The organism is Cohnella sp. (genome assembly GCF_041640265.1).
Classification (GTDB): domain Bacteria; phylum Bacillota; class Bacilli; order Paenibacillales; family Paenibacillaceae; genus Cohnella.
Window position 1 is genome coordinate 18,542 of the sequence record NZ_JBEQAP010000047.1, and the last position, 25,470, is coordinate 44,011.

The window sequence follows — 25,470 nt, forward strand, 5'->3', positions numbered from 1 at the left end:
CGCTCTCCGATCTTGTAGCCTCGCATTTTCTGATGCTGTGAAGTATTTAATCTCAGTTTTCATAAGTGTACCAACTCAACTCTTTCGAAGCTAGTAGAAATTTATTGTCATTTAATAGATGATAGACATTTAATTTGTATTTTTTAAACTCTTTTATTTTACCCATAACATCTGCATCTTTGAATACAACCGATTTAGCTGTATTTAGACCGTCAGCTAGCACATCGCTGCCCTCTTCAGTAGTACTAATGCTGAATTTCTGAGTAAACGTTGCTTTTTTCTCGTCTTGATCTACGATTTCCAATAGAATATTGTGTTTCTCGGCAATGTCGTCATAAGTCGCTATTTTCTCCAGATCGTATTTAAAATCCAATCGAATTCCATCTATTTCATAGGTTCCTCCACCGGTTAACGATACATTAACGGAAGCGATGATGTTGTTAAGCGATAGTTGGGAATCGACAAACTCTATTTTTTTGAAGTCATTTTTGGTCGTTTGATTTGAATCTTTATTGATTCTGAACTTCACTGAATTGGCCAATGCGATCGATTCAGTTGTATTTTCCGGTGGATTGGTCAGTACGTTCTGGCCCATTACAAAATCAGCAAAGTTAGTTGTGAACTTCTTAGGAACATCTGCCCAAGCAAAGAGCAGCACTTTTCCGTTCGGGAATATCTTTTCTTTGTATTGGGAGAAGGACACCGGCATCGTAATCATGTTTTCGTTTTGCAAGTATCCGCCAAGCAAGGAAGGCAGTATGGATCTGGATTCTTTATTTGAATATTCAAATTCAACATATAAAAGATCGCTCTTCACTCCGCTGTAGAGCGCCGATTTTTTCAAAACTACTTCTGATTTCTTGCCTGCGCTATTAATCATATATGATGTCATAATATTGCTAGTCGGAACTGATGATGTTCTACTATCGCTAAAGTAATATAGTGTTTTGCTACCTTCCGTACCGGCCTTCTCTGTAATCGCGAAAGTGATTTTTCCAATATTGGTCGTATATGGTATTTTTGAATAGACGAAATAGGAATACGATGAGTTAGGACCTAGAAGTGCAACCTGATCAAGAACGGACGTTTTTGTTTCCTCAGCGTTAAGCTGAATCCCGTTTATCGTATATAGACCGCTTAAATTTGGTAGTGGTTTGTATTCTGTTCCTTTGTTCGTCACCTTCACTTCAGCTATCACCATATCGCTATCATCGAGCGGTGATCTTGTTATAGAACGCAGATTGACTTGAAAATCGTTATATGTGAAAGACCCGCCAATTTTTTGTTGCTCATTGACCTGATTAGACGCTTTGTAGGGAATAGAAAAAGAGCCCACCGGAAGCAGGATATTATTAGTTTCATCATTATTGGCCATCGTAAGCGACATGCCTTTCTTGGCACTCTCAAGCGGAATAGAGGCAAATAAAGTGATACTCTTCTTCTCCTGAGGCTTTATAATGATTTTGCTTAAATCTTCACCCTCTACCTCAAACACTTTTTGGTCATCAGTTTGTAGAAATAACCTGGTCTTATTGAAATTACTCGATTTATATCCAACATTTTCAATTAAGTAATTAATAGTCAAATAAATGTTGCTGTCGTCTTGGCTTACAACATAATTCTTAATCGTCCCTTTTACTTTTGAATTATCAAATATCATAACCTTCGATTGCTTATAAGTTATCTTCTCTGAGGTGGCCGTAGGAAATGTAATCGTGCCTAATTTACGCTCATAGTTCTTGACCGAAAAATCCCACTTGATTACATGAAACTGTAAATCAGTAATCATCGTTTGATCATCAACGGTTGCGTAATACGTCAAATTTATAGATGACTTTGCAGCCAATTTTGTTTTGTTTTTGTCAACTCCACTGACATTGACACTGTAAGACTTTCCCGATTTGTTTTTTATGCGTAACCAGTAATCTAGCAAATTTAAATCTTTGGTATCATTGTTCGTTAGTGTCACCGTAAAGGCGAGTACTTTGCCACGATCCTGCATTAGAAATTGGGCATCCCTTAGCACTAAGCTGCTTTTTGTGTTTAGTTTAATAACTTGTTTAGATATATCCTGACCTTGGGCAGAAGCCTGTTGAATGGGTGTTGCCAATAATCCGGTTGCGTCTGTTAGCAAAAGTGCTGCCGCCAATGTAGCCACTGAAAGTTTCACTGCCTTAAATCCCACTTTCATTCCTCCTAAAACATGATACCTATTAAACGTTTACGACAGGGAATAAGTTTCGATAAAAAAGAAAAAAAGCAAGGGAATGAATTCCCTTGCTTTTTCTTTATTGATGGCTTACTCAGAAACTACATTGATCGATGCGTTAGTACCGTTTGGAGCGACAACAGTGATTTTCACTGTGCCACCTTTAGCAGTAGTCGTTACAGCACCCGTAGCAGCGTCTACTGTAGCGATCGTTGCATCGGCAGAGAACCAAGTAACTCCACCAAGAGCGATTGTTGCTCCGTATTGATCTTTGACAGTCGTCAATTTAGCAGAAGCAGCTGCAGATGCTGCAGTTGATTTAGCAATCGTAACCGATTCTCCGTCAAATTTCAACTCAGAAACAGCTGGTGTTGCAGAAGAAGTCGTGAAGCTAACTTCTTTTACTTTAACACCGTTTTTCCATACAGTTACTACAGAAGCACCATTGTTTACAGCGGCAACTGCATGTACGGAGCTGCCATCAACAGCAACTGCAGAACTGTCGGAAGTTGTTACCGTGAATGCAGCTTTGTCAGCAGCGGAAAGACCTACTTTTTTGCTGTCAGCAGTAAGACCGTTGCTAATAGCGAAGGTAACAGCGTGGTCGCCAGCTGCAGCTGCAGAAGCATAACCACCAGCATGAAGCTTCGTGTTAGCAACATCGTTGATTGCATAGCCAACTACTGCGGAAGCTTCAACAACCGAAGCAGAGAACTCTTTCGTCAAAACGATTGCGCCAGCTGTATACGTTAGAACGATAGTTTTGGAAGCAACTTGATCGTCAGCAGCAGTCAGCATTGCGCCAGCAGCGGTGAATGCGTTAGTCGTAGCGTCTTTAACAGCAACCGTTACAGCGCCCCCAAGGTTAGCGGTAGCAATAACACGGTTGTATTGATCGACTACTTCGATGTCGGCAGCAGCATAAGTGTGTGTGCCAGCATTTTTGTTGAAGAGTGTAATGGAAGAATCAGCGATTTTGCTGATTTTCGTAGCTACAGCAGCAGCTTTCACGTCAAGCGTGATTTCGCTTTGCTTAGCACCATTCAGGAATACGCTGATTGTAGCAGCACCAGCAGCGCCTGGCGTGATTGTGATCTCGCCTTTAGCATTTACAGCGATGTCCGTAGTTACGTCAACAGCAGTAGGGTTCGTGCTGAACCATACTACGTCAGTCAAGGCAGCCAGTTTCGCAGCAGCGCCAAAGGTGTCTACAGCAGTGTAAGTAACTTTAGTGCCTTCACCAGCTACAACGAGGCCAGTCGGTGTTTGAATACTTACAGAAGCAAGAGCAGCAGGTGCATGTACTTGGAAGGTAATGCTGGACGATTTGCCGCCTTTAGTAATTGCGGAAATCGTTACATTGCCCGCCGTAGCGCCTGTGCGGTAAGTCAATTTGCCGTCTCCATTTACAGCGAAGAGAGCAGGATCGACGATAGTAGTGTTAGAAGATACGAAAGTAATTTCTTTCGTGAGAGCAGTGATTAGGTTCGCAGTAGTAGCAGTCACTTTTTGACCGTATTGGTCAAGTAAAGTGATTGGCAGAACCAAAACATCGGTAGCGTCACCAGTCGTGATACGAGCCGTGTCAGCTTTTGGCGCCGGTTGTTCAAAGGATACGGAGTCAATGAATGCTGCCGTAGCTACTTTGAATGTTTTAGTTTGCGATTTGCCGGTTGTGTTGTGGATGATAGTAACAACAACATTGCTATCAACTTCGCCAACAAGGCTGGTTCCAGTTGTAAATTTGTTTCCGTTTCCGTTAACCGCTACAGCAGTTCCATCAGTAACATTGGTTGCGGAAGCAGTAAAGTTGGAAGCCGCAAGATCATAGTTCTTACCATACTGGTCAACAGGCTGGTAAACGATGTCCTGTGTAGCAACTGCAGTAAGATTAGTCGTTGTGATTGTGAAGGACTCAAGCTTTTGAGCTTCGATCTTCACAGCGAACGACTTAACAGCAACTTCTACGCCGGATACTTCAACTGTGTAATCACCAGCAATAAAGTTCGTCTCAGAAGTCAGCGTAATGCTCTTCTTGTCATCGGAAACTTTTGCAGTGACGTCTTGTGGGAGAAGACCGAACTTCACAGCGAATATTGGAGCTTCAGCATCAGCCAGATCACGGTTGAGTTTCACAGTCAATTCGTTCGCAGCTGTTGCCTTGACCGATTCGATTGACAGTGTAGCTGGTTTGCTAAGAGCAGCGTCAATAGCAAAAGCACCACTTACTAGCAATGCGCGAGTAGCGTTTTCTGTGTAGTTAGTTGGAAGAACGATTCCAGCAGTTTCAACTGCTTTGATGTAGCCAGCAGCCCATGGTGCTGCACCTTCAACAGTTGCATCAGCAACTGGAGCAAGACCTAGTACGTTAGCAAGAACGACTGCAGTCTCTTGAACGGTGATTTTTCCGTTTGGTGCGAAAGTACCGTTAGCGTTACCTTTCATCGCGCCAGATTCTTTAACGGCTGCGATTTCTTCAGTGTACCAAACACCTAGGGCAACATCAGGGAAAGGCTTAACTGTTACAACTTTAGTATCAGGGTTGCCGATACCTTCAGCACCAGTAAGAAGTGCTGCAACGCGTGCGAATTGTGCACGAGTCATGTCTTGATCTAGTGCAGCCTCACCATTAATACCTACGAAAATACCTTTTGCTGCGAGTGCGTCGAATTTCTGTTGTGCTGTTAGATCAGCAGCTGATGCAAGGGATCCGAAACTTCCGAACGCCAATGCTGCTGCAAGGATTACTGATAAACTTTTCTTCATAACCTTTTTTTCTCCTCCTTGGGAAAACTTCTGTTTAAGTTGTTTAGAAAAATGATAGCCCGTATCTCTCATATGTATGTCACCCCCTTTCCTGAGTAGAGCGTTGTTTATAATAGATGTCTGCAATCATGCTCTCTAGTAGAAACATGTCGCAGAAACTTGTAAACAGTAGAATTAGTGCATATACATGCGAAATATGGGCAGGGTAAATTATGCCACATTCCTCATTATACATGAGGCGCTTGCACACCGTAAAGAACATTTTCATAGATTCTGTTGCTTCTTAGGATCCCAGCACATCTTTGTTGGCTCCTAATGTTAAACGCTGCAGCTCGGAAAAAGTTGCGGGTAAATGAAAATTCGTATAACTTTTTTTACACCGCACTCAACTTTTCTAATCTTTTGTGAATCTATTCTCCTATGTACTATGAGTTCGCTTGTTAAGTATAGCTTGGACACACAGAAGTGTCATTGCTCAACTTTTTCCTGCATATCCAAGTTGGAGGAAGTTGAAACGCTATAGATACGGAGAAAGAGGGATCGGCTAACAGCCTGCTCCCTCCTTCTCTTTCTATTGCAGCTTAATTATAAAGCTTCGGAAGTTTCTTCAGGTCCGCCATCACCCTAGAAATAATAATGGATGCATCCCCACGCAATAGGCGGGCTCCCGGTTCGAATACGTATCCTTTGGTTAGATCGTTCGAATCAACTGGCGAGCCACTGATGAAGCCTTTCTTCTGGATAGCTGCAACTGATGGTTTAGCATAGAAGTCGATGGCCGTTTCATCCTTAAACACTTTCGCAAGAGTTGCTCGGACCTTAGTGGAACTCGTATCCGTCTTAAGGTTCAAAGCCTTGGTCAGCATAACCGCAGCGTCTTGGCGAGAGATAGATGCATCAGGGTTAAACACTCTTGGCAAAGTGCCGCGCACAAAACCAGAACGAGCTGCCGTCTCAATATAACGATAATCCCATAATGCGTCCATATTAATTGCATTTCCCGTGTTCGGCACATCAACGAAATGGTTAGGACCGTCGTAATTTAGCGGTAATCCCAGTGCTCTTACTAGCATGCGGGAGAATTCACCACGAGTTACATATTGATCGACTCCGAAAGCGCCGCTAGGATCAACTGCGTTCATGACACCTTTACCATAGATCGCTTCAATAGCTTCACGTGCGTATGGATGTGCAGTTACGTCATTGAATCCGTAGCTGACCTTAGCAACAACATAGTAGCCAAAGCGATCGAACGGTACCTTCACTGAATTTTTCTTCTCATCCACGACGCCCCCGATATTCTCCCATTGCTGGACGAATGGATCAAAGCGGAAGACGGTTATGAGAGTACCTGCAGATTGACGCATGCTTGGATCATAAGACATCTCAAGTTCGCCGCGTTTGGAAGGAATAAGCTCGCGATTGGCACTCTTATTATAGTAAGAATTGTGGCTTGTGCCCTTAATCACGTCCAGTGGAAATGGATCTACACCATAAGTAACCGGATCAAAGCTAGCCGTTGTCGTTGGGTCATCCGCTTGTCCAGCATCAAGCCAGAATACTGGGCTAGCTTTGACGAACCGGCTTGGGAAGCTTGCTGTAAATAGAATTTCACCCATATTAAGCTGCGTGTCATAGTTGAATGGAATCGTTTCGAAATCGTGACGATCCACAACGCCGTCCTGAGGATTTGCAATGGCTACAAGCAAGTTATTATCCTTGTACACTTGGCCCTTTAGATTATCGGCGACATTGTAATCCTTTCGAATTAAGTTCGTGCCGCTCGGGAACTTCAGGTTCAGTGCACCGCCGAAAGCTTTCACCGTATTTTTCATCACCATCATTGTCTGTGCACCAGGAATATTCTCTGGGGCATAGGTGACATCGAATGAATCATTAATTGTATCGTTTGCATTTTTGATTGTCAGTTTAATTTCTGTAGCTTTGTTAGCTTTAAGATTGGTTACGAGCGCTCTGAATGCAGGGACTTCAGTCGGATTACCGAGACCATCAAGCGTTCCGTAGTCTTTATATGTTATTTTCGTTGCTACCACTTTGTCCACGGTAATTGAATCTGCACCCGGAGAAGTCAAAATGACCTCAACGAAGCTCTGGTTCATTGTTCGCTTCTCTGATCGTGGCGAGATGATCGTGTATGGAATGGATGTTGGGTCAACTTCCAGACGGTACGTCGCCCTCGGACCATTCAGTCCACTGTTGTAAACGGTTATACTATACACCTTCGCACTTCCATCAAAAGGCAGCTGCTGATCGTAAAGAATAAATGAGAATGATTGCGTATCATAGTTATACATGACACTTAAATTACTAGGATGAGCATCCCCGCTATTCGCACGAATCGCTGCACCGCTAGGGTTCGCCGCGTCTAATAAAATGTCATTACCCAGCTCCCAACGCATAGGTGTTGCGAAATCCGGTGCGGCGATCTCTAGAATGTAGCCATCCGCTTCGGCAGCGGTCAATTGTGTGAATTTGCCAGTTACGTCACCTAAAGTCTTACCCAGGTCGATAAAGTCGAACGACCCGAAAACATTCATCTTAGCTTCTGTTGTTGTAAAGATTGGTCCCTGCTTGGTGAAGTTAGGATCATTCGGCAGTGGAGAGTTCAAGTTTGTAGAGAAAGGATAAACACCGTCCGTATTTGGTGCTGGGATAACTGGCAAGTTCGTCGGAACTATGGTTACTTTGGTTGTGCTCTCATAATTATCCGTAGCTGTTCGATAGACAAACTTGATGTAGTTATCGCCTGTCAAATTTAATGCCGAGAAAACTGAAGTATATATTGTAGGAAGATCAGTAGCGAGTACAGCACCTCTTCCGGCCTGCGGCAAAATAAAGTCATTGATATTTGATGTGGCGGATTCCTTTTCCAATTGAAATTCCGTGTTATTTACGTATAGCGTTACTGTCTTGATATCTGTACCCGAAGTCGCATAACGAATAGTATTTAGATTTGGCACATTAAATAATGATCCGCGGAACCCATCGAACTCATCCTCGATCAAGGTCCTTACACCTGCTGTTTGCTGTGTCGTATCGTATTCGATCTTCATTCCGTCAAACACGCTGTCATATTTAACGTACGGTCCATAGAGCAGCGTAACAGGAATCTCGGGATAGGGGTCAGTTGTTGCATCTGCATGGTTAAGATTAAAATCGAGCTTCATACTTCCCGCATTTGGAAGCTTATTAAGGGAAACAAACACTCGTAGAAATGGAGTGTCCACTCCATCCACGTTAATCACTGTAACGTAAGAGTTAGGAAGTTGATCATAAATATAATCATAATTCCCTTCAACATCAGGTAGCACGATTTGGTCCACATCGGTTCCATCAGTTGTTGTCCCAGTGGCAGTTGTTATACTGTCCAATTCAACCAGCCCTGCTGGCAGGGACGTTGCCCAGCCCGGAGTATAGTTCCCAATTAGGACCTCCACAACAGTCGGAAGCGAGAATAGCCTTGCGTTTTCCAAATCGGAGCTCTCAGATGCCTGTAAGTTCGTGGTAGATGAATAACCAGGTATATAATTGATGTCTTTGATATACGCCTCAGTGCTATCGCGTAGTTTGTAAATATATAAACCTGATGATTCAAAACCAGGCGATGGAAGCTTAGATTGATTCCAGCCGGAGAATTGTAAGTTAGCGGCTGTATCGAACGGAAGTGATCCATTGGAATCACCGAGTGCTTCAGAGAATTCAACCGTAAAGAATTTATCGGAAATAGCTGGAACCGTTGAAGATACATTCGTGATTGTATCCGCAGCATTCCCATTTACTCTAATCTGTGGTCCCGACGCTGTTGTAAGTTGACCATTATCTGAAACAAAAACAGGGGCAGGAACAGCCGCAGAATCCCAAGTCCAGCCAGGATTCGGCAAGAAAGCAGGGGAAGGTGTCGCTGTATAAGTCAAAGGAACGATCGATTTACCGACGACCGATACATTAAAGCCAGCCGGTACCGAGAAGTTCGTAACTGAAGACAACGGCGTCGAGTAAGTATCAGTACCATCAGTCGCAACAAGCTTTAGATCATAATAAGTGACTTCTCCGTTATAAAATGCTATTTTTCGTGTCGTCTCTACAAACTGTGTATTATTGAAAACACGAATCGTTACAAGATTCATGCCTTTCTGTACATTAATAGGAGAGGCAACAAAGCTCCAATCGGAAGAGCTGGAGATCGAGTAAGTATTGCTCTTGCCATTCACGATTACAGATACCTTAGTAGCGTTCGGCGCTTTACCGCTAATGCTAATGTCGGCGCTGCCCTTGCCGCGGGATGCTGTTGAATGTACAACCGTCGTCTCTGACTCAGCGATGTTAAATAGGCTTCCGTCAAGTCCGGCAGTCAGGTCGAAAAGCATTGGACTATCACGGTATTCTATGTAAATGGAGTCAGAGATCGTTGATGCGCCCGATTGCCCGGTAAAGGTGATCTTATTCATCCCTGGGTACAATTGAACATTAAAAACATTAATCGTTGATCCACTGAAGGTCATGTTGCCAGTTTGGTTCTCGTTAGAAGTGATTACTTTCTCGTTAAAAGGATTAATTTGATAAACGCTATATTTTATCGAATTGGCATTTACGTTATTTATTGTTCCTGTTAAGTTTACACGTTCATTCGTGGTAATCCGCGCAGACCCTACCGTGTACTGTTCATTGTTGAAGTCAAAGTTGTGCGCAACAGCAGCCTGCACACTGTTGTTCGACCGTGTTGGGAACATGGTAACGAGCAGCGCTATAACTAGTAGCGCCGACAATAATCGTTGCATTCTCACTGGTTAATCTCCTCCTAAAAATGTGTGCTTATGTTCTGTGCATTTACAAGATAATGGTCATGAGAGCGATGGGATTAATTTTTATCAAGGTGCTTCTGTTATAACGCGTTTAAGCCCAACTCCTTCTGGCGGTTTTCGCCTATTTCGGCAACATGTACCATTAGACGCAATTATTCCGCAAATGTTTCGTATACATCTTATCGGTTTATAGGGAGAAATGTTGTATATATTCACAAGAAAAAAAGACCCTAATCTCATCAATCGATGAGAAATAGGGTCTTTAGACCGATAAGTGCTAGTATAATGGCTGCTTATTTCGAGCTTGTATCCGTCTGAGGTTTCATCCGCAGTCTTGCAAGGAAGTTAAGCACGGGACGGCGGGTCTGATCGACGATTCCGATGAGCTCCGCACCGATTTGAAGCAAGAACACGAGTGCGCAGATAACAATGAAGGTTATCCAGTTACCAAGGCCTGAGTTCGAGATCACGGACTGAATGACCGCACATGCGCCGAAGAAAGCTGCGATTCCGTAAATAATCAGCACCGTCACCCGATGGCTGAAGCCCAGCTGTTGAAGGCAATGATGCAGATGACCCTTATCCGGAGCGAAGATTGGTTTCTTCTGAACCCAGCGGCGCACAATGGCGAAAAAGGTATCCGATAACGGTACACCAATAATAAGTAACGGCGTTACGAAAGATACGACTGTAATTTGTTTGAACCCGAGCATAGACAATGTCGCCAGCGCAAAGCCGAGGAACAATGAGCCCGAGTCTCCCATGAATATTTTCGCGGGATGGAAGTTGAAGTAAAGGAAACCGCCAATGCTGCCCAGCAGAACCGCCGAGAGAAGAATAACGGTTTCGTTACCCATCAGAATACCCATGACGAGGATCGTGGTAATAGCGATACCGGATACGCCGGCAGCCAACCCGTCCAATCCATCGATTAAGTTAATGGCGTTCGTCACACCAACAATCCAGATGATCGTAAGCGGAATACTGATCCATTCGCCTACAGGCTGCATCGCAGAGCCGAAAGGTATGTTCAGCAAGTTGATCTTAACGTCAAAACCGAAGACAACGATACAGGCCGCAGCGATCTGCACGAGCAGCTTCAGCTTGGCGGACAAGTCATACTTGTCGTCCAATGCGCCCAGCAAGACAATTAGCGTACCGCCAATAAGGAGGGCACTAATCAGATTGCGGTCGTAAGCGCTGAGCATACCCTCGGGCAGCCAAGGCAATATAAGTAATAGTCCCGCCGTGAAGGATGCGTAGATCGCCACTCCGCCCAGTCGGGGCATCATTCTCGTATGAACTTTACGTTGATTGGGCACGTCAATCGCGCCAATGCGGATGGCCAGCTTTTTCACCAACGGTGTTAACACAAGTGCAAGAACCAAAGCCAATATAAATGAGACCAACCCAATTCCAAGCATCCAACCAGACACCATTTACAACTCTCCTTTTTGTGTACCGGAATGAATTATACTCCGGGCGCAAGGGATTCAACAAGGCGTTAATTCTGTCGTTTTGGTTCATTTTCATCGATTTTCACGATTTTCATGAAAGTTTTCACGATGGATTGATTGGTTTCAGGACTTTATCTCCGTCTTTAATCACTTTTAGCGCAAAACGGGGCAATACCAGCATTCTCTTATAGCGGGAAGGCTCCTGCATTAAACGGTAAAACCACTCTAAACTAAGTTTGCGGAAAATAGCCGGTGCACGCTTAAGCTTGCCGGACACGACATCGAAGCTGCCTCCGACTCCCATAATAACGGGTACGCCGAGCACTTGCTGGTACTTCTCAATCCAAGGCTCCTGGTTCATAGTGGCACGCGCCACGAATAGCAGATCCGGATTCGCTGCTCTAACGGCCGCGACAACCGCTCCATCTTCCCTATCGGTAAAATAACCATCTCGGCAGCCAACGAAACGCATGCCCGGATATTGCTTCTGCAAATTGGCATAAGCCGACTCCACGATTTCCGCGGAGGCCCCTAGCAAATACACGCTCCAGCTCCGTTTTTCTCCTTCTCTCAGCAGCTCATGCATGAGATCGAAGCCAGCCACACGTTCCTTCACCGGTTGCTTCACATGGCGGGCCGCCCAGACGACTCCCGCACCGTCCGGAACAACGAGCTCTGCAGTTGCCAGCGCACGGTGGAAGGAAGGATTCTCCAGACCAACGGTGAGCATGATCGGATTGCCTGTGATAACGCGCTGCGGACGGCGCGAGGCGATGGCTTCAGCCAGGTAGGCGACGGTTTCCCGCATGTCCATTTTGGAAAAGGGAACGCCGTACAAAGTTACCGTAGGATACGGTCTTGGATTGGGATCGAGATTAAGACCGGGATTCGGCTTGGGATCGAGATTCGATCCGGGATTCGGCTTGGGATTCACTTATTGTCACTCTCCAAACTATCATTTATTACGTATATAGTCGATGATTTGTTGCGCTGGCTGAGAAGCTTCTAATTTAAGGCGGTCAATTCGTTGGTTGGTGTTCTCGCGCCAATGCTCGGGATTTCGCAGGATTTTGGCGGCTTGACCGGCCAGTTCATCGGGATCAAGCTCATCTGTTGTTCCGACGGCGCGTTGTCCTAGCCGCCCGAGGAACTGGTCGATCTTGGGGTCGTAAGACAGCCCCAAGAGAGGCACGTGTTGATTCGCTGCATAGATGAGCGAATGCAGGCGCATTCCGATGAGCAGCGCGCATCGGCCGACCTCCCGCAGCATCTGCTGCGGGTCGTCGTGCGCCGGGGCCAGCGTAGCCGGGGCCCCGGAGAGCCGTTCCATCACGTAGCGGGACGCATCCTCGTCCGCCCCGTGATGGAACGGCAGGAAGCGCAGCCGGACGGCATGGCGTCCGGCCAGCGCTTCAAGCGCTGCAGCCGCGCGGACCAGGTCCGCGCGGTCGCTGCGCCAGAACCTGACGGACACGCCGACTATCGGGCGCGTGTCCGTCTCCTCCGCGATCGCGGCGGCGCTGCCTCGGAGCTTCGCTTCAGCTCCGAGGCTCGCGCCACCGCTGCGGGAGCTCGGCTGAGCGTCGAGCTCCTCCGCGGAGCCCTCATGCCCTCCCCCTGATGGCAAGCCCATCACCGGGTCGGGCACAACCTCTATGCTCCCCTGCGGAACGCCGTATCGCCGCAGAAGAATCGCAGACTCCTCATCACGTACAGATACGTAAGCTGACTTCCTGAAAGCTCGCTTGATGAACGGCTGGAACATTTTCCGATTAACGGGACCAATCCCTTGCGCATACACAAAAGTCGGCTTCCCGCACCAGCGCGCCATCTCCATAATGCCTAAGTAATAAGGAATTGAACCCAGTCCTGTCGCATCCTGCAGCAGACTGCCTCCGCCACTGATCAGTCCGTCACTGCTCTTCAGAGTTTTCCATACCTCGCTGAGCTTTGTCCGATGGACAGCTTCTACCCCATACTGGCGGGACGTCCACTCCGGGTCACCGGATAATACGATGGGCTCAACCTTCATCCCCGCTTCTCTGCCCGCAGTTTCCAGCGCTGTCAGAATGCTCTTAAGCACCGCCTCATCCCCACTATTACGAAAGCCATAATAACCTGAAAGCACTAAACGGCTCACCCGACGAAAATCACCCATTATACCCTCCACAAATTACACTTACTTATATTGTTACTCTATATGCTGCAGCATTCACTTAGCGCTCTAGTTCAACTTTAGTCCTATAAAGTACCGTTGTAGCACCCAAATGATACTTTAGATCAACTTTAGTCCTAAAAAGTACCGCTTCAGCACCCACCTGATACACTTAACCCACTTTAACCCTAGAAAGTGCCGTTACAGCAGCATTTGGTGTACGTTCACTGAGCGAAGGGGATATCGTCATTAAGACCCCACATCCCTTGTTCAACCTCAAACTGAGCGAAGGGGATATCGTCATTAAGGACTTTAATCCCACCGATTCCTACCAACACCTGAGCCAACGGGATACCGTCATTAAGGGCTTTTTTTCCGTACCAACTCTAGCCTGTCTCGCCTTCAGCTACCTGCTCAGCCACCGAGTCTTCTTTAGACCTTCGCCTACCTGCCATACGGCAATGGCGCCAAGTCCAATGAGTGTGCCGATGCCAAGACCGAGAAGAACTCTGATTAGCGATAAGAGGAACGGCGTATGGATATGGGCGAAAGTATCGACCATAGATAACTGGGCAATCGTTCCAGGAATAAGCAAGACCATTGCCCAGCGGTAACGCAACGCTAAGAAAATACCGACTAAGAACAGCGGATGCCCCAGCATAAATTCCTTAATCCGCGGGCGTACTCCGAAAGCATTTTCCATCATGGAACGGAATTGTAATTCAAGCCCTGAGACCTGACCGGCGTTACCCGTTCTGGACAAATAGTACATCCCAACGACACCTGCTAGTCCTATACCGACAATCCACAATACCGTAAGCGGCATCGCGAGTATTTTTTTAGCATTACCAATTACTGTATTACCCGAACCGTATAAGAAAACATACAAAGCAACTAAGCCGATCGGAGCCATATGCAGCAAGCCGACACCGCGGAATTGCTGAATCACTAAGCTGTAGGTGATATCATTAAGCAGCGCCGTCATGAAAGGAACAGCTGCCAAAGAAAGCACTGTCGTCCGAACGAAAAGCAGCAAAGCCCCGCCAAGCCTCCTTATACCCGATATAGGCTTCGTTTCCGCAGCGACTCTGAGCTGTCGAAGTCGTCTAACCAGCAGAATGACTGAAGCCGTTGGCGCGGCTATAGCGGCAAACAACACTAAAGCTTGGATCATGACCGTTGAACTTAGTACATAGAGTCCCGCTGCACCCACCCCTCCGACCACAAGCACTTGCGCAAGCAATGAAGGAAAAAATAGACCAATCGTCAGCGCAATTAACGCAAAAGCCCCGAGAGCAGCCAGTCCGCGCAAAATCATTTCCTGCGGAGCCTTATGTACCTCTGCCGAATGCGGTTCGCCAAGCTCGAAGCCGAAATCCTGAAGCTGTGAAACGGCACCCTTCAACTCTTCATCACCTTGAAGAGCGGTAACTATATTCTTAAACGGATGTGAGACTTGTCCCTTTACCGCATCCTTGACCGTTGTCGCATTTAAGTATAGAAGTCTAATATTACGATCCTTAACCGCCAAAACGAGTCGATCCTCGATCTGGGGCGTCTTGAGAATCATCATCTCCGCTTCGCCTATAGGATGCGAGCGAATGGTATCGAAGCCGAGAAGACTGGCTAGTTTATTAATCCCTTTTTGAGGCACCTTGAGATTCTCAAAAATCGCAATGCCAATCTTATGAGAACGCAATTGATTAGCAAATCTCTTCAAATTGCCAAGATCGCTTTCATCACCAAAGCCAGTTACCGCATCACCATCGAATACGACTCGGGTAACCCCGAGCTCCTCGAACGATTTCATCCACCTGCCCATTTCTTGGTCATCATACGGAACGAAGCGATCCGACAATCGCGGAATGATCTGAAAGCCTTCTTCTCTGAGCGCCTTCATCGCAATTGGGTTAGGCTGCATCGGACGAAGCAGCGCATCGTCATAGCCGAGCCCAATTCGCAAGCCTTCACGGCCTTTGGTTGACCAGCTTGCAACCTCAGCGCCATGGTGTTGGAACGCCCATTCTATGATAGGACGAAGCGTTTGTGCATGCTCCGGACTGTTAAACAAAACATACGTGCCGTTATCGCCGGACTCTGCAACACGTTGCTCGAGCAAGGCGGCTTGAGCCGCATTATAGACGATGACCTCGCCCGCCCAAGACAGCTCTTCCAGCGTACTTTCGAACACAGCCATGCCGTTAACTCCCGCTTGCTTCAGCTCCATTAATTGCTTCTCCACGAATGCCTGCGGATTTGCCTGCGTGTTGCTTACCATTAACAAGTCACGGTAGTCCATAACGATTGCCACTTGCTTAGCAGAGGTTTCCGTCTCCACTCTCGCATAGATGACCGGCAATGCCGCAACAATACCTATAAGCACAACCACCCAAAGCAGGCGAGCTAATCTCGTATTCCATTTGTTCAGCCATTGCGGCACAACAGTCACTCCTTATCCATTCGTCAAAATATGCACCTATTCGCAAAAGCAGCGGCAGGTCAGTCGTTCCCCTGCCGCTTCTATTTCTACATCCACTTAGGCCAGCGCGTCTACTCGAGCCATTACAGCACTTACGAGCTGGTTAATTGCATTCGTAGCTTCACCCAGTCCAATACCGCGTACCGCGAAATACACCTTAATCTTCGGCTCCGTTCCCGAAGGACGCAAGCAGAACCAAGAGCCGTCGGCGAGCAAGAATTTCAGAACGTTCTCTGCAGGCAGGCCTTCAAGACCTTTGGCATAGTCAAGGAACTGAGTAACAGCAACACCCGCGATTTCGGCGGGCGGATTAGAACGCCAATCATTCATGATCGCTCCGATTTGAGCAAGACCATCTTTCCCTTTAAGCGTGCGGGATTCTAATTTCTCTAGATATGTACCGTATTTTGCATAAAGCTCGAGAAGTACTTCGTATAATGTCTTTCCCTGTGACTTATAATAAGCTGCCGCTTCACAGATCAAGAGTGCAGCCACGACGGCATCTTTATCTCGCGCATACATACCCGTTAAATAACCATAGCTTTCTTCGTATCCGAAAAGGAATGTATGTGAGCCTGTTGCTTCGAATTGTGACATTTTTTCTCCGATATACTTGAAGCCAGTCAGGGTGTTGATTACTTCACAACCGTAAGAAGAGGCAATGTCCCCTCCCATTTCACTCGTTACGATTGTCTTAATTACAGCGCCGTTAGTCGGTAGTTTGCCCTGTTCTTGTAAATTCGATAGCAAGTAATTTACCATCAGAGCACCGGATTGGTTACCCGTTAGCACAACGAATTCACCTTTATCATTTTTCACTACGGCGCCCATACGATCGCAATCGGGATCTGTACCTACAATGATATCTGCTCCCACTTCATTCGCCAGCTTGATGGCGAGCGTGAACGCTTCTTGCTCCTCCGGGTTCGGGGATTTAACGGTAGGAAACAGACCATTTGGCTGTTCTTGCTCCCATACGACGTTAACATTCGTAAGACCTGCCTGTGCAAGCACGCGTTGAATGGAAATATTACCTGCTCCATGAAGAGGTGTGAAGACAATGCCGAGCTCTGCTCCCGCTCCATTCTTAAGCATATCCGGGAGTACAGACTGTTCCACGACAACATCGATGTAGCGTTGATCGTCCGCATCACCGAGCCAGATTAGAAGCTCCTGCTCCTCCGCTTGCGCTTGTGTCAGACGTTTCACTTTATCGAAGGAAGCGATATCGCGGATATGGCTGATGACCTGCTCCGCTTGGTGAGGTACAAGTTGTCCGCCATCCGCTCCATATACCTTATAGCCGTTATATTCCGGCGGGTTGTGACTAGCCGTTACAACGATGCCGCCCGTTGCCTTCAAGTCACGGACAGCAAACGATAGCTGCGGCGTTGGACGCAAGGAACGGAACAGATATGTACGAATACCATTCGCCGCGAGTACACATGCCGCTTCCAATGCGTATACGTCCGAGTTGCTGCGGGAATCGTGCGCGATAACAACAGCCGGAGAGTCAGATTCGCCGAGCAGGAAATTGGCAAACCCTTGTGTCGCTTTGCCGATGACATAACGATTCATCCGGTTCGTACCCGCGCCCATCACTCCGCGTAAACCGCCTGTCCCGAATTCTAAATCCCGGTAGAACCGATCCTCGATTTCTCCGCTCTGATCCTTAATATCTCGAAGCTCTTCCTTTGTTAGCTCATCCACATTCGGATCATTTAACCAAGCCTCGTAAAGCTGTTTTGGGTTTGCTTGCATGTTTCACTCTTCCTTTCGGTTTATTAACCCTTTGATGGGTCAGACAAAGCAAACATAAGCTCACCTTCGGCTACGATGGAATCTCCGACTCGAGCGGTTCCACGCCCTTTGCCAATTGGGCCCTTCAGACGGGTTACTTCTAGCTCCAATATTAGGGTGTCCCCCGGTTTCACTTGACCACGGAAACGGAATTCATCAATTCCAGCGAAGAAACCGAGCTTACCTTTGTTTGCTTCTACCGCCAGCATGGCCACTGTTCCAACCTGCGCAAGCGCTTCAACGATCAGCACACCCGGCATGACAGGATAACCTGGAAAATGGCCAACAAAAAAGGGTTCATTCATAGTTACGTTTTTGAGTCCCACCGCCCGTTTGCCCGGCTCAAGCTCAAGGATCCGATCAATCAGCAGAAAAGGGGGGCGGTGAGGAATTAGTTCTTGAATTTGTACGATGTCCAGCATTTTATTGTCCTCCTAGGATATAGATGTATAAGCTGATTGTACTAAGTGAATAATATCATCATCCCTGCGGCGAACTGCAGTCGCCAAGGTTGATATAAGAGAGCTTCCCGCCGTCCGCCGTTCTTTCAGCTGGCGGCGGGCTCTTTTGGTTGTTTAATGTTGTTCCCTGTTTATGCTCTTAAATTTCATGAAGTAGATAACGGATGTAAAATAGGATAAAGCGATTCCACACCAGAGCAATGCTACTCCGCCTGGCTGTTCCAGAAACATCAGCGTGATTGCCGCATAATAGATGACTGTCGTTGTTTTGCCGAACAGGTTGGCGGGCAAGGTTTTTAAACCGCGGAAATGATAGATTGCCGAGCCTACAATCATAACGACTTCTCTGAACGCCATTACGGAAAATGCCGCCAAAGGCAGTATATCCTTAATCAAGAGAGCTAAGATAACCGTTAAGATGAGCAACTTATCTGCCAGCGGGTCCAACATGCTGCCGGTTAACGTAACTTGTCCCGTTCGACGCGCTATGTATCCGTCAAGGAAATCAGTCATTCCCGCTACTAACAAGACGCAAAGAGCCGTAATCGGTTGATCGTTAACATATAAAACAAAAAACAGGGGAATTAAAACAAATCGGGACGTAGTCAATATGTTTGGTACATTCATCCCCCAGATTTCCCCCATTTCTCTAAAGTTCCCCATCATTATAACGCGATTACATACCTCGCTACAAATAAAAACTCCCCAGGCAGATGCTGAGGAGTCGCTTTCTCGGTTGCAAAGGTGCCAAGCCAGCCATCAGCCGCCCTTTGCGAACACGAGGTCATACATATGCTTCCAGGTTCTCGCATCGAATACGTCCGACAGAGGCTGATCCCCTAGAATGACATAGCCGATTGCCAAACCAATGATTAATGCAGCAATACAAAGTATAGGAATGATTAATATCTTGATGCTGGTCCATATCACTCGAGCAATAATCCGTCCGGAGGAATCATTGCTTTTGTCCGTTGGATTAGAATGTGCTGTCATGAAGTCGTCTCCTAACCGCGCAGATTGTTGGCCATTCCCATCATCTGCTCACCCGAGGAAAGAGCTCTTGCGCTTAGCTGATACGCACGTTGTACAATCATTAAATCAGTCATTTCATCCGCCATGCTTACATTGGATTGCTCAACGAAGCCTTGACGAACCGATAAGCCAGACTCCCCTTCAGGGAGATCAGTTACATCACGCACGACATCATTTGGATTAACATCTGTAGGAACGCCGAACAAGTTGTCGGAAACAGCCTGTAGAAACTCTGGATTCGTTACCTGCACTAGCTTCAGCTTCCCGAGGTCAATCGGAGTTGTGCCTTCGTTGCCTACTGCTCTTAACGTTCCATCGGCTCCAATACTGAGATTGTATCCAGCAGGGACTTGGATGAAATTTTCCACTCCGCCATTGTTTGCCACAACCGGATGACCCGAGTTCGTGACAAGCATCCGGTCTCCACCGCCAGTCGAAATCAACTGGAATGACCCATGCCGCGTGAAAGCTCTAGGACTATCAATCCTATCAGATGTACGAACTTCAAACAAGCCATTACCTTCAATGGCAATGTCGTTCATATTCCCGGTCTGTTGTAGAACACCCTGGGACATATCCGTTTGTATAGCGGAGAGCCGCGCTCCCCAGCCTTCGGTGAAGCCCATCGGAGTACGGCGTCCTGGCTGATTGAAATCTTGCATTTGAGTATTAAGACTCGTCATAATATCTTCGAACACCGCGGTTTTGCGTTTGTAGCCAACGGTATTTGCATTAGAAATATTTTCCGCGAGCAAATCCAGCTTTTGCTGAAGAGCGCCCATGGAGACAGATGCAGTGATCATAGAGCTATTCACTTAGGAGTTCCTCCTCATCGTGTATGTTATACCCGGCCGACATCGTTGACTGCTTTGTCCAAGCTTCGATCATAGGTTTGAATAACCTTCTGATTCGCTTCATAAGCGCGAAGGGCCGCCATAATATCCACTGCCGATTGGGCCGAATCCACGTTGGATCGCTCTAAGAAACCTTGTCTGACGGATACTCTTTCATCAGCTGCAACTTGGCGAATACCCGCATTATCACCCGCATAACGGAAACGACCGTCACCTTCGCGGACGAGGAGGTTCGGGTTGTCCACGCGCATTATGCGAAGCTGAGGTTCGCCGGCAAGCGGCAGACCCGTCGTCGCATTTACCAATCTTCCGTCCCCGGTTACTCCTACCTGCTCCCAGGGGAGAGTCACCACGATCGGTTGACCATTTGCGCCTACAACCTCAAGCCCGTCTAATGTTAATAGGGTACCGTCCTGTGCTGTCTTGAAGCTGCCGTCCCTCGTATAGCGCTCCTCACCTTGCGGTGACATGATCGCAAAATAGGCTTGGGGCTGAAAGCTCACCTCGCCGTTCTCGCCGACGTTCTTACCGGAGGCATCAAAGGTTGTGCCTTCTACCAAAATGTCCGAAAAAAGCGCCAAATCCTGCGATCGGAAGGTTTCCTGCAGATCTCCTTGCGTCATGCTCATCAAGCTCTCTTCGGAGAATACCCCAGTGCTGAGCTTACCTAAGCTCCTGTCTGACGGATTAGGTCCGCCAAGTGCCGATATTAGCATATCGGGAAAAGAACGGTTGACCGCATTACTCGCCTTGAAGCCAGGAGTATTGAGGTTAGCTATGTTATTCGTAATCATATCGTGACGTCGCTGTTGAGCGATCATTCCCGATGCCGCAGTATATAATCCTCGTAACACGAAGCTGCCTCCCCTATCTTAGCTTGCGGGTCATCTTGTCTAGGTGCTCAAGCATAATTCCTGTGCCTTTAACAACGCAATGCATGGGATCCTCCGCAATAAGCACCGGAACCTTTATTTCGTCTGCCAACAGAGCATCCAAGCCGTCCAGAAGCGCGCCGCCACCGGTTAGAATAACCCCGCGGTCTATGATATCCGCGGACAATTCCGGCGGTGTACGCTCTAGTACCGCCTTAGCAGAAGCAACGATAGACATGACCGGCTCCCACAATGCCTCACGCACTTCGTCCGAATGAATGGTTACTGTCAGCGGCAGTCCAGTAACCATGTCCCGTCCGCGAATGTCCATCTCTTCCCTGCGGCCGCCCATATGGACGGTTCCGATCTTAATCTTGATATCCTCGCTCGTACGTTCGCCGATGAGCAACTTGTATTTATTCTTTATGTATTTAGATATCGCAGCGTCGAACTTGTCCCCTGCGACCTTAAGAGAAGAGGCGGTTACGACGTCGCCCATGGAAAGAACGGCAACATCCGTCGTACCTCCGCCTATATCAACGACCATATTTCCACTTGGCTGGAAGATATCCATGCCCGCTCCGATCGCAGCAGCCTTCGCTTCCTCCTCGAGGAAAACTTCCTTGGCTCCGCTTCTTTCGGCTGCCTCGCGGATCGCTTTCTGTTCCACGGACGTTATGTTTGTTGGAGCGCAAATCAGAATGCGCGGACGGCTATACCAGTTTCTGCCCCCAACACGTTGGATAAATGCCTTAAGCATCATATCCGTAACTTCGAAGTCAGCAATAACGCCGTCACGAAGCGGACGAATCGCAATGATATTTCCCGGGGTGCGCCCTACCATCCGGCGAGCTTCCTCCCCGACTGCAAGCACTCTGCGGGTGTCGCTTTCAATGGCAACTACAGAGGGCTCATCAAGTACCACTCCCTTGCCTTTAACGTGTATAGATACGTTAGCTGTACCCAAATCGATTCCGATGTCTTTGCTGAACATTCGTTTATTATCCCTCGCCAAATAGGAAGTGTCTGTTATCGTAAGTGTATAATATTCTCTTCGTCCGCGGAAAATCCTTCTTTTCTCGACAATATTCGCTTATATTCTCTTTTTTATGCTTTTCCTGCTGTCATAACTTCTCGTTTTTTGATCGTTGTCTTCTTATACTTGATCTTGGTCGCTTCTCCTCCCCTTAGATGACGGATCGACTTATGATACTCGAGGATATGCTTAACCTGGTCCGCCAAGTCCGGATTAATCTCCGGCAGCCGCTCAGTCAGGTCTTTATGCACCGTGCTTTTAGAGACGCCGAATTCCTTGGCTATCGTTCGAACCGTATGGCGCGTCTCCACAATGCATCGGCCAATCTTGATCGTGCGTTCCTTGATGTAATCGTGCACGCTCCCGCCTCCCTGCTGAAATAGATTGGTACAGTATATGAGGGGCGCGGTCACTTATTCTAGGTTGCCAAGCCTTACATGCTAGGAAAGTCCCGTTTAAGGGGCAATTTTAGGTTCAAACAATTCAATAGCACATCTTTAGCCCTACAAAAAAAAGACGAGCGAGAGGTTCCCATCCGTCTTCAAAACCTGTTTATTCTTTTATTTGTCGGCTTTTCCAACGATTACGATACTGGGATGTAACTGCAAACTCCAGTTAGTACGGAGACTCCGCGTCGAACCGCTCGTTTTTTAAAAAACTTCAACAACCGGACGCTGATTAGGACGACCTACCGTCTCCACTGCCCTATAATTGTCGACAAAAAGAAACGGGACGAGCCTATTTGCATCGTCTGCAAAAGGTTCATCCCGATTCTCTAATTCAGTTGCTTACTCAGCTGATTTGATGAGCGTCAAAGGATTGACAGATTGTCCGTTGTTGCGTACTTCGAAATGGACATGCAAGCCTTCTTCGGTTTCTAATGAGCTTTGTCCGGCAGCTGCGATCATATCGCCTTGCTCGACTTCATCTCCGACTTGAACCTTCAAGTCGGTCAAGCTTTGGTAGACTGTGACCAAGCCGTTCGGGTGCTCAATTTGCACCTCGTAACCATTGGTCGGCGTCTGACTGGCAACCGTAACCTTTCCACTTAGCGCAGCTAGCACATCGAACGAAGCGGCATCCTTACGAGCTAAGTCTGTTGCCATGTGCGGCGTGAAAGTGTTGTTATACTCGACCATTGCTGCTTCGCGATCTTCCAAAGATGCCGATGCCTCATAGAACGGTACGATCGTCTTCATTTCCTCGAACTTGTCTACCGGCCAGCGAAGAGATTCTCCGCTTGTTGCCGCTTCGACGGCTTCACTGCTGCTTTGCACTCCTGCGGTCTCTTCGCTCTCGACACCTGTGATTCCAGGGATAGCTTGCTGGTCTTTCTGACCCGTCCCTGAATTCAGCCAGAGAATCGTTACGATAATTGCTGCCGCGGCCATGTAAGCTGCAGGGAATACCCAGCGTTTGGAAAGCAGCTTTTTCCATCCGGAAGGCCTGACAGCGGGAGACGATCCCGCAACCGACTTGTGAGACTCTTCGATCTTACGTGGTGTTTTGTTTCCATCATTCATTATTATCATCACCTCAGTAAGCCATTCTTACCAGGTGAGAGCCTTTTATACCTGTTTTCTTTGAAAGATTACAATTTTTATAGCAAGAACCTACTTAAAGTCGTTTTCCGGTGCTATTCACAAGCTTTGAAACTTTCTCGATGCGGGTTCCAGAATAATAGTGTTGTACAATTTGTTCCGCTGTTTTTCCCGCTCTCGCCATGCCTTCTGCTCCCCACTGACTCATCCCCACCCCATGACCGCTTCCATAGGTTGTTAGAGTTATCCGGTTTTTACTGATCACCCAATCGAAAGACGAAGAACGTAGTCCTAGTAAATGCCGCACTTCTTCTCCGCTTAATCTCTTGTTGCCCACCACTAGCTCCTTAACACGCCGACCTTTCGTCCACTCTATAATACGAGGCGCAAGCTCTATTGAGATGTTTCGCGCAGCAGGAACCGCTTTAACACCCAGCCTGTCATAAAAATCATCCAAACGCATCTCAACCTTTTCCTGAGCTCTTGGTGAAGCTTCTTTGTCCCACGGGCTGGCTACCGATCGTAAATAAGGAAGCACGGAAGAGAACACCTCTTCCGAGTTTTCCGTATATCCATTACTAGTAGAGAAGTACAACGCCTCTATCGGTTGATCTCCGAAAATAATGATATCCCCGGACGTCTCCCTAACCGCATCATCTACTTTACGCCAACTTACTTCGTCGTTCTCCTGAAGTTGCTTTACCTGCTTTAACGATCTGTATACCTGATGAGCTTGAGTATCCGTTACATCAGCGACCTTCACGTATACGCCCGTTCGGTCATCAAGCCATAAACGACGTATGATATAAGTCCGGGCAGCCATCGCCTGCGCCTCAAGAGCGGCTTTCCCGAAATCCAGTGGCATTTCAGCAGTGACAACCCCGCGAACATAATCTTCCAAAGCTACTTTCTCAATACTCTTAGTTTCTGTTATATAGACTCTAACTATCGGCTGATTATATTCCTCTTGATGATTAGTCTTGTCCGAATCCAGATTAGACTGCAGCTTCTTATCCACCTTCTCTCCTGATTGGACACCAACCATATAAGTCATATTTTTTGATGGCTGAGTCTCATCAGAATCACTATGTTCCTGCTTGATTGTGCTGCGGTTTGCTTGTTCTGCGATGCCTTCTTTCCACCCTGCACCCTGTCCCTCTTTATGCAACGCCAACCAGATAATTGCAGCAAGAATAACACCCCCGCTAAACGCTAGCCATAAATTCGGCTCATCATGAGACCTTCCTTTACGAGTCATCTCCCGAGTACCAAAAGCCTGCATTGGGTTCACATTCGCACTAAGCGGGGTCTGCCGCACATTTTTTCTTTGCGACTTTATAGCGGCTCACCTCTAATACTTTTTCTCTCGGATGCTTTCAAAATATGCGAGATTCCGAAAAGGTAGAACCATCTTCAATAGGAAAAGTATCCTCGCCCTCTTGCTCAGCAAGTCCTCGCTCCCGCGCCTTTACTACGATATCCCGTTCGCTCAGAGCAACCTCGCTCCCGCCTCCTTACGACGATATCCCTTTCGCTCAGAGCAATCTCACAATGCAACCAGTAAAAATAAGCGCTTCAGATAAAAGTTTTTCACCATTTTCCCTTGAAATAAGAACGTATGTTTGCTAAAATAAGAACAAATGTTCCGTTACTGAAGGAAGGGGTGATTTGGAATGTACAGAGATCACGCTGCTTTTAAGAGTTTCTGCTGCAATTCCGATAATGAGGATGAGTGTATTCAAGCACTTTTTGAAGCAAAATGGCCGAATGGCTTTCGCTGCCCCCGTTGCGAACACACCCTTGCTTATCTCATTTCCACCCGCAGATTGCCATTGTACGAGTGTAAATCATGCCATCAGCAAACTTCCCTCACCGTAGGCACAATATTTGAAGGCAGCCGTACCCCATTGCACCTTTGGTTTCAAGCCCTCTTCTTACATACACAAACAAATAGCGTGAATGCGCTGCAGTTGTCCCAGATTATA

Annotated in this window: 19 protein-coding genes; 1 reads left to right on the forward strand and 18 read right to left on the reverse strand. The window is 47.2% G+C overall.

The genetic code is table 11. From position 1 onward, the window contains the following. Positions 1-52: 52 nt before the first annotated feature. The 18 genes from ACESLK_RS24020 to spoIID form a co-directional block, all read right to left on the reverse strand. Positions 53-2,185, reverse strand: coding sequence for a hypothetical protein (locus tag ACESLK_RS24020; protein ID WP_373232252.1), 2,133 nt, complete (start codon positions 2,183-2,185; stop codon positions 53-55). A 114-nt stretch (positions 2,186-2,299) separates the two neighbouring features. Next, a complete protein-coding gene (locus ACESLK_RS24025; protein ID WP_373232253.1) occupies positions 2,300-5,047 on the reverse strand; it encodes an S-layer homology domain-containing protein in 2,748 nt (915 codons plus the stop codon). 509 nt (positions 5,048-5,556) lie between these two features. Then, positions 5,557-9,774 (reverse strand): S-layer homology domain-containing protein, encoded by a 4,218-nt coding sequence (locus tag ACESLK_RS24030; RefSeq protein ID WP_373232268.1) that lies wholly within the window; start codon positions 9,772-9,774, stop codon positions 5,557-5,559. Positions 9,775-10,091: 317 nt separating this feature from the next. Beyond that, a complete protein-coding gene (locus tag ACESLK_RS24035) occupies positions 10,092-11,222 on the reverse strand; it encodes an MraY family glycosyltransferase (protein ID WP_373232269.1) in 1,131 nt (376 codons plus the stop codon). A 136-nt stretch (positions 11,223-11,358) separates the two neighbouring features. Beyond that, positions 11,359-12,069 (reverse strand): WecB/TagA/CpsF family glycosyltransferase, encoded by a 711-nt coding sequence (locus ACESLK_RS24040; RefSeq protein ID WP_373232270.1) that lies wholly within the window; start codon positions 12,067-12,069, stop codon positions 11,359-11,361. Positions 12,070-12,210: 141 nt separating this feature from the next. Then, entirely contained in the window at positions 12,211-13,413 is a 1,203-nt protein-coding gene (csaB, locus tag ACESLK_RS24045; RefSeq protein ID WP_373232254.1) for a polysaccharide pyruvyl transferase CsaB, read from the reverse strand. Between the two features lie 221 nt (positions 13,414-13,634). Continuing rightward, positions 13,635-13,757, reverse strand: coding sequence for a hypothetical protein (locus ACESLK_RS24050; RefSeq protein ID WP_373232256.1), 123 nt, complete (start codon positions 13,755-13,757; stop codon positions 13,635-13,637). A gap of 59 nt (positions 13,758-13,816) precedes the next feature. Then, positions 13,817-15,850 (reverse strand): DUF5693 family protein, encoded by a 2,034-nt coding sequence (locus tag ACESLK_RS24055; protein ID WP_373232257.1) that lies wholly within the window; start codon positions 15,848-15,850, stop codon positions 13,817-13,819. A 96-nt stretch (positions 15,851-15,946) separates the two neighbouring features. After that, a complete protein-coding gene (locus tag ACESLK_RS24060) occupies positions 15,947-17,650 on the reverse strand; it encodes a phospho-sugar mutase (RefSeq protein WP_373232258.1) in 1,704 nt (567 codons plus the stop codon). A 23-nt stretch (positions 17,651-17,673) separates the two neighbouring features. After that, positions 17,674-18,111: a 3-hydroxyacyl-ACP dehydratase FabZ gene (gene fabZ / locus ACESLK_RS24065; RefSeq protein WP_373232259.1), complete on the reverse strand. Its 438-nt coding sequence runs from the start codon at positions 18,109-18,111 to the stop codon at positions 17,674-17,676. A 153-nt stretch (positions 18,112-18,264) separates the two neighbouring features. Further along, entirely contained in the window at positions 18,265-18,777 is a 513-nt protein-coding gene (locus tag ACESLK_RS24070; protein ID WP_373232260.1) for a CDP-alcohol phosphatidyltransferase family protein, read from the reverse strand. Between the two features lie 132 nt (positions 18,778-18,909). Further along, complete coding sequence (locus tag ACESLK_RS24075) at positions 18,910-19,143, reverse strand: DNA-directed RNA polymerase subunit beta (protein WP_373232261.1); 234 nt, start codon at positions 19,141-19,143, stop codon at positions 18,910-18,912. A gap of 11 nt (positions 19,144-19,154) precedes the next feature. Continuing rightward, positions 19,155-19,997, reverse strand: coding sequence for a flagellar hook-basal body protein (locus tag ACESLK_RS24080; protein WP_373232262.1), 843 nt, complete (start codon positions 19,995-19,997; stop codon positions 19,155-19,157). Between the two features lie 26 nt (positions 19,998-20,023). Then, complete coding sequence (locus ACESLK_RS24085) at positions 20,024-20,890, reverse strand: flagellar hook-basal body protein (protein WP_373232263.1); 867 nt, start codon at positions 20,888-20,890, stop codon at positions 20,024-20,026. A 13-nt stretch (positions 20,891-20,903) separates the two neighbouring features. Further along, complete coding sequence (gene mreB, locus ACESLK_RS24090; RefSeq protein WP_373232264.1) at positions 20,904-21,902, reverse strand: rod shape-determining protein MreB; 999 nt, start codon at positions 21,900-21,902, stop codon at positions 20,904-20,906. A gap of 113 nt (positions 21,903-22,015) precedes the next feature. Further along, on the reverse strand, positions 22,016-22,303 hold the full coding sequence (gene spoIIID, locus ACESLK_RS24095) for a sporulation transcriptional regulator SpoIIID (protein WP_027087171.1): 288 nt from the start codon (positions 22,301-22,303) through the stop codon (positions 22,016-22,018). Between the two features lie 429 nt (positions 22,304-22,732). Then, on the reverse strand, positions 22,733-23,467 hold the full coding sequence (locus tag ACESLK_RS24100) for a peptidoglycan DD-metalloendopeptidase family protein (RefSeq protein WP_373232265.1): 735 nt from the start codon (positions 23,465-23,467) through the stop codon (positions 22,733-22,735). Between the two features lie 94 nt (positions 23,468-23,561). Beyond that, positions 23,562-24,767, reverse strand: coding sequence for a stage II sporulation protein D (gene spoIID, locus ACESLK_RS24105; RefSeq protein WP_373232271.1), 1,206 nt, complete (start codon positions 24,765-24,767; stop codon positions 23,562-23,564). Positions 24,768-25,158: 391 nt separating this feature from the next. Between spoIID and ACESLK_RS24110 the strand changes: the two genes are divergently transcribed. After that, a partial coding sequence (locus ACESLK_RS24110) for a transposase (protein WP_373232266.1) occupies positions 25,159-25,470 on the forward strand: 312 nt, incomplete at its 3' end.